At 49.4% G+C, this 12362-nt stretch carries 12 protein-coding genes; all 12 read left to right on the forward strand.

Annotated features, from left to right (window positions below):
- The first annotated feature begins 25 nt into the window (after positions 1-25).
- The 12 genes from ACH33_RS02070 (at position 26) to ACH33_RS02130 (ending at position 12357) form a co-directional block, all read left to right on the forward strand.
- Positions 26-658, forward strand: coding sequence for an amino acid ABC transporter permease (locus tag ACH33_RS02070; RefSeq protein WP_175493654.1), 633 nt, complete (start codon positions 26-28; stop codon positions 656-658).
- Positions 659-802: 144 nt separating this feature from the next.
- Positions 803-1000 (forward strand): cold shock domain-containing protein, encoded by a 198-nt coding sequence (locus ACH33_RS02075; RefSeq protein ID WP_057897515.1) that lies wholly within the window; start codon positions 803-805, stop codon positions 998-1000.
- A gap of 290 nt (positions 1001-1290) precedes the next feature.
- Entirely contained in the window at positions 1291-1530 is a 240-nt protein-coding gene (locus ACH33_RS02080; protein ID WP_057897516.1) for a hypothetical protein, read from the forward strand.
- 315 nt (positions 1531-1845) lie between these two features.
- Complete coding sequence (gene hpf, locus ACH33_RS02085) at positions 1846-2400, forward strand: ribosome hibernation-promoting factor, HPF/YfiA family (RefSeq protein WP_057897517.1); 555 nt, start codon at positions 1846-1848, stop codon at positions 2398-2400.
- A 475-nt stretch (positions 2401-2875) separates the two neighbouring features.
- Positions 2876-5389: an accessory Sec system translocase SecA2 gene (secA2, locus tag ACH33_RS02095; RefSeq protein WP_057897519.1), complete on the forward strand. Its 2514-nt coding sequence runs from the start codon at positions 2876-2878 to the stop codon at positions 5387-5389.
- 3 nt (positions 5390-5392) lie between these two features.
- A protein-coding gene (gene prfB, locus ACH33_RS02100) for a peptide chain release factor 2 (protein WP_204244852.1) occupies positions 5393-6503 on the forward strand; the annotation gives its coding sequence in 2 pieces (ribosomal slippage) (positions 5393-5464 and positions 5466-6503; 1110 coding nt in all).
- A gap of 266 nt (positions 6504-6769) precedes the next feature.
- Positions 6770-7615 (forward strand): transketolase, encoded by an 846-nt coding sequence (locus ACH33_RS02105; protein ID WP_091261201.1) that lies wholly within the window; start codon positions 6770-6772, stop codon positions 7613-7615.
- Positions 7615-8559, forward strand: a complete 945-nt coding sequence (locus ACH33_RS02110; protein ID WP_057897521.1) for a transketolase family protein — start codon at positions 7615-7617, stop codon at positions 8557-8559. Before ACH33_RS02105 ends, ACH33_RS02110 begins: the two co-directional genes overlap by 1 nt.
- 108 nt (positions 8560-8667) lie before the next feature.
- Positions 8668-9030: a c-type cytochrome gene (locus tag ACH33_RS02115; protein WP_057897522.1), complete on the forward strand. Its 363-nt coding sequence runs from the start codon at positions 8668-8670 to the stop codon at positions 9028-9030.
- 244 nt (positions 9031-9274) lie between these two features.
- Positions 9275-10309 carry an N-acetyl-gamma-glutamyl-phosphate reductase gene (gene argC, locus ACH33_RS02120; protein ID WP_057897523.1) on the forward strand — a complete coding sequence of 345 codons (1035 nt, stop codon included), beginning with the start codon at positions 9275-9277 and terminating at the stop codon, positions 10307-10309.
- A gap of 9 nt (positions 10310-10318) precedes the next feature.
- On the forward strand, positions 10319-11188 hold the full coding sequence (gene argB / locus ACH33_RS02125; RefSeq protein ID WP_236781947.1) for an acetylglutamate kinase: 870 nt from the start codon (positions 10319-10321) through the stop codon (positions 11186-11188).
- On the forward strand, positions 11185-12357 hold the full coding sequence (locus ACH33_RS02130; RefSeq protein WP_057897525.1) for an acetylornithine transaminase: 1173 nt from the start codon (positions 11185-11187) through the stop codon (positions 12355-12357). The genes argB and ACH33_RS02130 overlap by 4 nt, the downstream gene beginning before the upstream one ends.
- The last annotated feature ends 5 nt before the right edge of the window (positions 12358-12362 follow it).

The raw sequence follows: 12362 nt of genomic DNA on the forward strand, positions 1-12362 counted from the left end.
GGGTGTTATTTACGAGTACCGCGAAATGTTTATTCGCGGTGTGGGATATACGATTTTGTTTACGTCTGTCGGCGTATTTATGGGAACCATTCTTGGTCTGCTTTTCGGTCTTGGTCGCCTGTCGAAGAATCCGATACTGCGCTGGCCGTCTGTGGCTTACATTACCGTATTTCGTGGTACGCCGTTATTTGTGCAGATTCTGCTGATTCATTACGCGGCAATTCCGGAAATCTGGGGCCTGTTCTCTGAAGAACCGCCGTCGGTCGTATTTTCCGGTTTTGTGGTGCTTTCGCTAAACGCCGGAGCGTATATAGCCGAAATCTTCCGCGCCGGTATTCGGTCGATTGATCGTGGACAGATGGAAGCGGCCCGTTCTCTGGGCATGAACCACGGACAAGCGATGCGTTATGTGATTTTGCCGCAGGCGTTCAAACGCATGATTCCGCCGCTTGGCAACGAATTTATCGCGCTTTTGAAAGACTCTTCGTTGCTTGCGGTTATTGCGGCACCTGAACTGACGTACGCGGGAAATGCGACCGCGAAGTCAACATTCGCGCGCTGGGAATCTTATTTGACCATGGCGGCTATTTATCTTGTGCTGACGCTATTGATTTCCCGGTTTGTGACATATTTGGAAAAGCGGTTTGCTACAGAGTAACCATATCTTGTCGAAATTGTCGAATAAATGCTTGTTTCGTCGAGCAATTTAATTTGACCTGGACATGATAAAAATGGTATAGTCGAGGTATGGGTAAACGATTACACGTTCCCAGTATTTTATTGACGGAAAGGGATGTATTTCATGCAAGGTAAAGTAAAATGGTTTAATGCTGAAAAAGGCTACGGTTTCATCGAAAGAGAGAACGGAGACGACGTATTTGTACACTTCTCTGCAATCCAGGCCGAAGGTTTTAAAACGCTGGAAGAAGGTCAAAGCGTTGAATTCGAAATCGTTGAAGGCGCTCGTGGACCTCAAGCGGCAAATGTTGTTAAGTTGTAATATGCATCTCCTTTCCGATTGACAGGAATAAGGTAGATTGAAATATGCAACGTTCCGCCCTCTGGAATTGATTCCAGAGGGCTTAACTATTTTAGGTTGGAAAGCTACATATCTTTTAAAAGGCGTGAGTCAAACTGTTCGAAGCTGGCATTAGAACTATTCAGATGGAGATAAACAGAAAATAACCAATAAACATATTGCAACCCCCTCTTTGTTTTACCGATATTAAATATGTAAATGTTAGAAACTATAGAGAGGTAAAAAGAACGGAGACAAAGGCGGGGAACGGTATGAAAGCAGGCAAGACGCAAGAGTATCGGTTTGGGCTATTAAAAGAAATTTATTCAAGACACATTCAAAGCGGGGGAAATTCGGAAACAGTCGAAATCAGCACGAGGACGGAACGTCTCGCGTACAGATATCTGGCGAAACGTGGATTTATCAGCTGTGCGGAGAGGAAGGACGGTTTATTCAAAGTATTTCTTTTGCCAGAAGGCATTAATTATATAAAAAATGCAGAAAAGGATTGAATCACATCCAGCAAGAGTGGTTATTAACGATTATCATCTTGAGTATATTGACGTTCTTGCTTTGGATGCACTTTGGCCGCCTTCTTCTGAATTTAGCTAGCGATACGTTACCCCTGAAACAACAGCCTGTAGTGCTTGCTTCAGGGGTCTATCTGTGTGTATATATGTTTATCTTCTAAAGAACAATTCTTCTGGAAGTTTCCGGTTTGTCATAAAAATTTCACAAAACCTGGGAAGAAAATGTCGGATTCAGAAGGATTTTGGGCCGGGAAAAGGGAATATATTATAAATATAGATGAAAGGAGGAGTATTCATATGCAATACAACACCCGTGGTGAAAATATTGAAGTAACTCCTGCACTTCGAGACTATGCAGAGAAAAAAATTGGCCGTCTCGAGCGCTACTTTGAGGACACTTCTGCATTTTCGTGCAACATAACAATGCGTGTCATCCGTGGCGAGCATACGGTGGAAGTGACCATTCCAATGCCGGGAGTTATCCTCCGAGCCGAAGATACAAATAGTGATATGTATGCGGCGATCGATCTGGTCGTTGAAAAATTAGAGCGGCAAATCCGCAAGTACAAGACGAAAGTGAACCGCAAATATCGCCAGCAAGGGGCAATATTTGTGGATGCTGATCCTGTATTTACCAATAAAGGGGAACAAGAAGACGACAACGATACGATCGAAATCGTAAAAACGAAACGCTTTAATCTGAAGCCGATGGACGCAGAGGAAGCGGTACTACAGATGGATATGCTGGGGCATAACTTCTTCGTGTTCAGCAATGCGGAGACGGAAGAAGTCAACGTTGTCTACCGCCGCAAAGATGGCCGTTACGGTTTGATTGAACCGGAGAATATATAACCTTTGAAATACAGGGAAGAAACAAAGGCTGCCTCCGGGCGGAACGTTTCATACCAAAGGGGCTGGCTCATGATTTTTGACCCGGCCCCTTCTTACTCTCTAAACACGGTATTCAAATCAATTCTAAAATCTTCAATACTTTCTGGCAATGTGTCACCCTTGACATATACCCCACCACGCTTAAAACTCGTCTCCTCTAACAGATAGACATCAGATGCATTGTAAACATCAACGATTTTCTTTTTGTCACATATTACAACGAAATCAGGTTGCACCCAATTCTTAATCTCTTCATACGGAGTATGGTTAGAAAGAAAAAACGGATAAAGTTGTTCGATAGGGCACGGTCTAAATAGTAAATATCCATTTTCTTTCCTTGTCAATCCCCATATACTACTGTTAAAATTAAAATTTAGAGCAGTCCGTCTGCTCAGACTAGCAATGAAGCGATGATTTGGAAGGGGATAGATACCCGATGCTAGGTATACTTAAGAAGATAATTGGCGATTCCAACGAACGTGATATCAAGAAGTACCAGAGACGCGTCGAAAAAATCAATGCGTTGGAGCCACAAATACAGGCATTAAGCGATGAACAGCTTCGCAATAAAACGGATGAGTTCAAAGAGCGGCTTGCCAAAGGCGAGACGCTGGATGATATTTTGTATGAAGCTTTTGCGGTATGCCGTGAGGCAAGCCGCCGCGTGCTTGGCATGCGCCACTATGATGTGCAATTGATTGGCGGCATGGTGCTGCATGAAGGCAAAATTGCCGAGATGAAGACAGGGGAAGGTAAAACGCTGGTTGCGACGCTGCCTACGTATTTGAACGCCCTGTCCGGCAAAGGCGTACATGTCATTACGGTGAACGAATACCTGGCGACACGCGATGCCGAAGAGATGGGCCGGATTTACAATTTTCTCGGTTTAAGCTGCGCCGTAAACCTTGCCGGCATGTCACCGGACGAGAAGCGGGCGGCATATGCGGCCGATATCACATATGGTACGAACAATGAGTTCGGCTTTGACTATCTGCGCGATAACATGGTGCTTTACAAAGAACAAATGGTACAGCGCCCGCTGCATTACTGCATCGTCGACGAGGTCGACAGCATCCTCATCGATGAGGCGCGGACGCCGCTCATTATCTCGGGCGAAGCGGAAAAATCGACCGAGCTTTATTATGTTGCGGCCCGTTTCGTCACGCGCCTGAAAGAGGATGAGCACTATACCATTGATCTGAAAGCGAACTCTGTATCCCTTACTGAAACAGGGGTAGCGGAAGTGGAGCGCGCGTTTAATATCGATAACCTGTATGACAATGAGCACATTCTCCTGAACCATCACATCAATATCGCACTGAAAGCGAAAGCGCTGATGAAGCGCGATATTGACTATGTGGTAGACAACGGCGAAGTGATCATCGTTGACGAGTTTACGGGCCGTCTGATGCAAGGACGCCGCTACAGCGATGGTTTGCATCAGGCTATTGAAGCAAAAGAAGGCCTGCAGGTGCAAAACGAGAGCATGACGCTCGCGACGATCACGCTGCAGAACTATTTCCGTATGTATGAGAAGTTGGGCGGCATGACGGGGACGGCAAAAACAGAAGAAGAAGAGTTTCAGAAAATCTACGGTCTTCAAGTGGTGGTCATTCCAACCAACAAGCCGGTGATTCGTGAGGACAAGCCGGATGCGATCTATAAAACAGAACGCGGCAAATATAAAGCGGTTGTTGCCGAAGTGGAGAAAATGCACAAAATCGGCCGCCCGGTGCTGGTCGGTACGACTTCTATCGAAAAATCTGAATTGCTTTCCAGCATGCTGAAGAAAAAAGGCATTCCGCACCAGGTGCTGAACGCAAAGCACCATGCGCGTGAAGCCGAGATTGTCGCGCAGGCCGGACAGCGTGGCATGGTAACGATTGCGACCAACATGGCGGGTCGCGGTACTGACATTAAGCTCGGGGAAGGCGTTGCCGAACTCGGCGGTTTGCATATTATCGGTACGGAACGTCATGAGAGCCGCCGGATTGACAACCAGCTACGCGGCCGCGCCGGACGTCAAGGCGACCCCGGTTCGTCCCAGTTCTTTATCTCGCTGGAAGACGAATTGATGCGCAAGTTTGGTTCAGAGAATATTATGAACATGATGGATCGACTCGGTATGGAAGAAGATGTGCCGATCGAAAGTAAAATGGTATCCCGGGCGATTGAATCATCGCAGAAGCGGGTGGAGGGCGCTAACTTCGACATGCGCCGCCTCGTATTGCAATATGACGATGTGATGAACCAGCAGCGTGTGGTTATTTACAAGCAACGCCGCGAAGTACTGGAAGCCGAGTCGCTGCGCGATGTGGTGATCGGGATGATTATGTCGCATGTCGAGCGCCTCGTCGATCTGCATTGTTCGGACGAAGTCGTGCAGGAAGAGTGGGATCTCGAAGCGCTCATTGACCACTGCAACGGCACGTTTCTGCATGAAGGTCAGCTGACGGTGAAAGATATTTGGGGCAAAGACCGCGAAGAAATTATAGAAGTGTTCCGTGAGCTTGTTGAGCGTCTTTACAGTGAACGGGAAGCGCTGATGGATGAAGCGGACTTCCGCGAGTTCGAGAAGGTCGTTGTATTGCGAGCGGTGGACAGTAAGTGGATGGATCATATCGATGCCATGGATCAGTTCCGTCAGGGTATTCATTTGCGTGCGTACGGGCAGACAGATCCACTTCGTGAGTATCAGATGGAAGGCTATGAAATGTTCAATCAAATGATTGCCAGCATCGAGGAAGAAGTGGCGACATATATTATGAAAGCGAACATTGGAAGCAACCTGCAGCGCCAGGAAGTAGCCAAGGGTCAGGCGGTTGTTCCGTCGGATGAACCGGCGCCAAAAAAGCCGGTGCGCCGTCGAGAGCCGAAAATTGGTCGCAACGATCCTTGCTACTGCGGCAGCGGGAAAAAGTACAAAAACTGTTGTGGCCGGGAGGAATAAAGTATGCCATTGACAGAAGCGAAACAGCAAATGACAGCCATCGGCAAGCGATTGGCGGAAATCAGGGGGTCTCTTTGACATCCCTGGCAAACAAAAGCAAATCGCCGCACTGGAAGAGAAGATGGCTGCGCCGAACTTTTGGGATGACAATGAAGCAGCCCAGGTGATTATAAGCGAAGCGAACGCACTGAAAGAAACGGTAAACGCGATTCAGGAGATGGAAGCAGCGTACGAAGATATTCAGGTGATGATGGAGCTGTACGCTGAGGAAGAGGATGAGTCGCTTATCTCGGATATCGTGGAGGCAACTGAGGCCTTGCAGAAGCGGTTGAATGAGTATGAGCTACAGTTGCTCCTTAGCCAGCCGTATGACAAGAGAAACGCGATTCTTGAATTGCATCCGGGTGCGGGTGGTACGGAATCACAAGACTGGGCGGATATGTTGCTGCGTATGTATACCCGCTGGGCGGAGAAGCAGGGATACAAAGTCGAGACCCTGGACTATTTACCGGGCGAAGAGGCCGGGGTTAAGAGCGTAACCCTGCTGATTAAAGGACATAATGCGTACGGATATCTGAAAGCTGAAAAAGGCGTACACCGCCTCGTTCGCATTTCGCCGTTCGATGCTTCCGGACGCCGTCATACGTCCTTCGTATCGTGCGATGTGATGCCAGAGATTGACGATGACATCGAAATCGAAATCCGTCCGGACGAAATCAAAGTGGACACGTACCGTTCCAGCGGTGCCGGCGGACAGCATGTGAATACGACCGACTCCGCGGTGCGCATTACCCACCTGCCGACCGGTATCGTGGTGACGTGCCAGACGGAGCGCTCGCAGATTAAAAACCGGGAACGGGCGATGAAGATGCTTCGTTCCAAGTTGTACGAGAAAAAAATTCAGGAGCAGGAAGAGGAAGCGGCAAAGCTGCGCGGTGAGCAAAAAGAAATCGGCTGGGGCAGCCAAATTCGTTCCTACGTGTTTCACCCGTACAGCATGGTAAAAGATCATCGGACGAACTACGAAACGGGGAACGTTCAAGCCGTTATGGATGGGGACATTACGCCTTTTATTGACGCATATCTTCGTCAGCAACTGGGGCATACTACGTAAAAGTAGATAGCATATGTGTTAGAGAGTTGCAATACGTTATACAGAGCCTGTCGCGTAGGTTGCGGCTCTGAAGCAATATGCATTGTTGACGCTCGGGACGTTTTGCGTCGCCGTAGCGTCCAATTTGTTTTTGAACGCGTTTTAGAAGGATCTCAATATGATATATGATAGGCTCATCCACTTGTGGTTTTCTTTACTCACCACAGCGGAATGTTACGATACCAAAAGAAATGAATAGACTGTTGAGAGGCAATGGAGGAGAGGGAATGAGTACAATTGCAGAGGGAAAACTTGCAGAACTGAAGCAGCGCGCGAATCACATTCGTCAGGAAATCGTTAAAATGGTAGCTGCCGCAAACTCAGGTCACCCGGGCGGTTCGTTGTCGGCGGCAGACATTCTGGCTGTGCTGTATTTTCATGAAATGAACGTAGGCCCGGAAAAGGTAAACGATCCGGATCGCGATCGCTTTATTCTGAGCAAAGGGCACGCAAGCCCGGTATTATATGCGACGCTTGCGGAGAAAGGGTATCTGCCGAAAGAGGAACTAGCGACATTCCGCCGCATTAACTCTCGCTTGCAAGGTCATCCAAGCAAGAAATTATTGCCGGGTGTCGAACAGAGCACCGGTTCTCTCGGCCAGGGACTTTCCACGGCGAATGGCATGGCGTTGGCGGCGCGTCTTGATAAGCGCGAGTATCGGGTATATGCTCTGCTTGGCGATGGCGAGATTCAGGAAGGCATGATCTGGGAGGCAGCGATGGCAGCCGGCCACTACAAGCTGGACAATCTGGTGGCCATTCTTGACTATAATCATTTGCAAATTGACGGCAATGTAGAGGATATTATGGACATTGGACCGGTGGCGGACAAGTTCCGCGCATTCAACTGGCATGTGATTGAAATGGATGGTCATAATATCGAAGAAATCGTCGCTGCATTTGCTGAAGCGAGAACGGTAAAGGGCAAACCGACTTTTATTGTGGCGCATACGATAAAAGGAAAAGGCGTTTCGTATATGGAGAACGCATGCGGCTGGCACGGTGTTGCGCCGAACGAAGAACAGCTGAAGCAGGCGCTGGCTGAATTGTGCGCGCAGGGAGGGGACAAGTAATGGAGAAGACAACGGTAAAGAAAATCGCAACCCGTGACGCATACGGTCAAGTATTGGTAGAACTCGGACACGAAAATCCGGACATTGTTGTGCTGGATGCCGACCTTGCGAAATCGACGAAAACGGCGGAATTTGCTAAAGTATTTCCGGAGCGTTTCTTTGACGTGGGGATTGCGGAAGCGAATATGATCGGGATGGCGGCTGGCCTTGCTACCTGCGGTAAAATTCCGTTCGCGAGCACGTTTGCGCTGTTCGGTTCGTTGCGTGTAGCCGATATGATTCGTAATTCCGTGTGCTATCCAAACCTGAACGTAAAAATTGCTGTCACCCACCAGGGCTTGACACTTGGAGAAGATGGTGCTTCTCATCAGGCGGTGGAGGACATCGCTTTAATGCGTGCGATCCCGAATATGACAGTGATCATTCCGGCGGACGCAACCGAAACGAAAAAAGCGATTCGCGCGGCCGCAAATACGCACGGCCCGATGTACATTCGCATGGGACGTCCGAGCGTGCCAGTGTTGTTCGATGACAGCTATGAGTTTGAAATTGGCAAAGGTGTACAGATTCGTGAAGGAAACGATGTAGCGATTATCGCGACGGGCGTGATGGTGCATATCGCACTGGAAGCGGCAGAATTGCTGGCGCAAGAAGGAATTCAGGCGCGCGTCATTAACATGGCCACGATCAAACCGATTGACGAAGAGATAATTGTGAAAGCCGCCCAGGAAACAAAAGGAATCGTGACCGCGGAAGAAGCCAACATTTACGGCGGGCTTGGCGCGGCTGTCGCCGAAGTGCTATGCGAGAAGCATCCCGCAAAACTGCGCCGCGTCGGCGTGCAGGATACATTTGGTGAATCTGGCAAGCCGGACGAGCTGTTGCAGAAGTATGGTCTTACTGCGGAGAATATCGCGACAAAAGCGAAAGAAATGTTGAAATGAAATTCGCGGATGCTTCTACGTTCCCTCGGAATTTCTAAATAGCATGTTATGAAAACATCCTCCTCTGCTCATACTAAATGTGTGACTTGATTAGAGGAGGGTATTTTTATGAGAAAATGGCTTATGTCATTTAGCAGTATTCTGTTTGTGCTGGCTCTGTTCACGGGCTGTGCAACGAGTAAGAATAAAGCGGAACAACCGCCGGCCAAGCAAGGCGGTCAAGCCGGAGGGGGAGCGGCTGAAGGCGCTGCGGGGAACGCGCAAAAAATCTTTCAGGCAAATTGCACGTCCTGTCATGGTCAAAACATGGAGGGGGGCGTCGGACCGAATCTGACAAAAGTCGGCAGCAAGTATAAGAGCGCCGATGAAATTAAGAATGTCATTGTAAAAGGACGAAACGGCATGCCAGGCGGTCTTGTCAGCGAAGCGGACGCCGAAGTGCTGGCTGGCTGGTTAATTACAAAGAAATGAAATACGAAAGGTTATAAGAGCCGTTTTCTCTTAAAAGGAGGAAGCGGCTTTCTACATAGTTAGCAATCAGAAGACAGAATACACAGTCGTAGCGAATGGATGGTCAATTTGCTACGACTTTTTTGGTGTTTTATATGCATAACTTTATTTGCATATTAATTCATAATAACCTATTGAATTATTATTCTTATTTACGTATAATAATTCATAACTTATCGAGACAGGAAAAATGGGGGAAACGTAAGTGAACATTTCGATTATCGGAGCGACCGGGTACAGCGGAGTCGAATTGATTCGCCTGTTAGTAAAACATCCCGAAGCAAACATTGTGGCTGTATACTCTAACTCGCAAGCCGGAAAAACAATGCAGGAAGTATATCCGCATTTAACGCATATTTTTACAGATAGCCTGACTAAAATCGACTGTGGACGAATCCGGAAGGAAGCGGATGCTGTGTTCATCGCGACACCGTCTGGCATTAGCGGACAGCTAGTGCCTCAGCTTTTGGATGGCAAATTGAAAGTGATTGACGTGTCCGGCGACTTTCGTCTTGCTACGCCGGAGCTATATAACAAATGGTACGGCAAGCAAACAGCGGCCCAGGAATATTTGGATCAGGCAGTATACGGTCTTTCCGAGTGGAATGCGGACGCTATCCGCGGCACGAAGCTGCTCGCCAATCCGGGTTGTTATCCGACGGCGACACTGCTTAGCCTGTTGCCGCTTTTAAAAGAAGATCTGATCGATGGTACATCTATTATTGTGGATGCCAAATCCGGAGTCACCGGAGCGGGACGTTCCGCTTCGCTTGGCACTCATTTCTGCGAAGTAAACGAAAGCATCTCCGCGTACAAAGTAGCGAAACACCAGCATACGCCGGAGATTGAGCAGACGCTGAACCACCTGACAGGCAAGGAAGCACTCGTCTCCTTTACACCGCACCTTGTGCCGATGAACCGCGGTATCTTAACCACATCGTACGCGACGCTGAAAGAGGGCGTGACAAATGAACAGGTAGCGGCCGCGTTTTCCGAAGCGTACGAAGGTAAGCCGTTTGTGCGCCTGCGGCCGGGTGCGTATCCGAAAACAAAAGAAGTATACGGTTCCAATTATTGCGATATTGCCTGGCATGTCGATGACCGTACCGGACGGGTGATTGTGCTCGCGGTGATCGATAACGTTGTGAAAGGCGCGGCTGGTCAAGCGGTACAAAACATGAATCTGATGTTCGGACTTCCGGAAACAACAGGACTCGAGTTTACGCCGGTTTATCCATAAGCAAAACTCGTGGGCGTTATCACTCGTCCTTTTTCCACCAACGAAGTGCGTAAAGAAAAAGATAAAGAGGGGAGACAGATGGTAAACCAGCTTGTCATTAAATGCGGCGGTAGCACATTGGAACAGTTGCCCGCCTCTTTTTATAAAGATATTGCCATGTTGCAGCGACAAGGCGTTCTCGTAACGATTGTGCACGGAGGTGGCCCGGCGATTTCGGCTATGCTTAAGCAGATGGGGATTGCGCCGAAGTTTGTCGACGGGTTGCGTGTGACAGATGAGGCGACGCTGCAAGTGGCGCAGATGGTGCTGATCGGGCAGACGAATAAGCAGATTGTAAGTAATATTCAGATGGCCGGCGGGCGCGCGGCTGGTATTAGCGGCATTGATGGCGCCACGTTGCAGGTTGTGCAGGGATCTAGACACCTTGGATTTGTTGGGGAGATTCAGCGAGTGGACACGATGTTAATTGCGGCGCTGGCTCATTCCGAATTGATTCCTGTAATCGCGCCGCTTGGCATTGATCAAAGTGGACAGATTTATAACGTTAACGCCGATACGGTGGCGGGCGCAGTGGCCGGAGCTATCGGCGCGAAGCAGTTGATCATGGTTACTGACGTGCCAGGTGTTATGCAGGAAGTGGAGGGTGCTAAGCAGGTGCTTCCGGAACTTGACCGGAAACAAATTGATGAATTGATTGCCGCGGGCGTGATTTACGGCGGCATGATCCCGAAAGTACGGGCGGCGCTTGACGCGCTGGAGCAGCAGGTAGAGGAAGTGCTGATCATTAATGGCTATGAGCCGGGGATTTTGCATAAGGTGGCGGCTGGAGATGCGGTCGGAACCAAAATCGTGAAAAAGGGCAAGGTGAGCGCACAATGAGTTATTTGTTCCCGAATTACGGGCGTTGGCCGATTCGCATTATCAAGGGAGAAGGCAATTATTTATGGGATGAAGCGGGAAACCGCTACCTTGACCTGGTATCCGGCATTGCGGTTACATCTCTCGGCAATGTGCCGCACCGGGTAAAAGTGAAAGTACAGGAGCAGCTTAATACGCTATGGCATTGTTCCAATTTATTTGAAATTCCGATCCAGGAGAAGCTGGCGGAAAAGCTCGTATCCCTTACTTGCGGTGACCGGGCGTTTTTCTGCAACAGCGGCGCGGAGGCGAATGAAGCAGCTATTAAGCTGGCCCGCCGCTACGCGCAAAAGATCAAGAAGCAAGACCGCTACGAGGTGATTACGTTTGAACAATCCTTTCATGGTCGCACCCTGGCGACGCTAACCGCAACCGGCCAGGCGAAAGTCAAAGATGGTTTTGCTCCGCTGCCGGACGGGTTTATGACGGTACCATACAATGACGCAGCAGCGCTGAGGGCAGCCATTACGGATAAAACATGTGCAGTAATGCTGGAGCTGGTGCAGGGCGAAGGCGGCGTAAATCCGGCTTCCCCGGCGTTCGTTGAACAAGTTCAGGCGCTGTGCGCGGAACACGACCTGCTGCTGATTGTGGATGAGGTCCAAACGGGAATTGGGCGTACCGGTAAGTGGTTCGCGTACCAGCATTACAATATTGAGCCGGATATCATTACGATGGCCAAAGGACTGGGCAGCGGCTTTCCAATCGGTGCCATCGTCGGCAAAGAGAAGCTTGCGGAAGCGTTCGGGCCGGGGACGCACGGTACGACGTTCGGCGGCAATCCGCTCGCTTGTTCGTCCGGCCTGGCTACATTAGAAACGATGGAGGAAGAAGGCTATCTCGCCCGCGTGGCAGAGATGGGTGCTTATTTTATGGCGAAGCTGGAACAATTATCCGCCGTTCGCCCGGAGATAGTCGGCGTGCGCGGCAAAGGATTGATGCTCGGGGTGGAACTTGCGTTTGAAGTGGCGGATGTAATCGCCAAAATGCGGGAACGCGGTATTCTGCTTCTACAGGCGGGGCCGAACGTTCTCAGACTGCTTCCGCCGTTTACGGTTGAAACGGAAGAAATTGACCGGGCCATCGCGGCGCTGGATGATGTGCTGAATACAGTGACGCATACGGTATAAGCTGG

The organism is Aneurinibacillus sp. XH2, from assembly GCF_001439585.2.
Lineage (GTDB): Bacteria > Bacillota > Bacilli > Aneurinibacillales > Aneurinibacillaceae > Aneurinibacillus > Aneurinibacillus thermoaerophilus.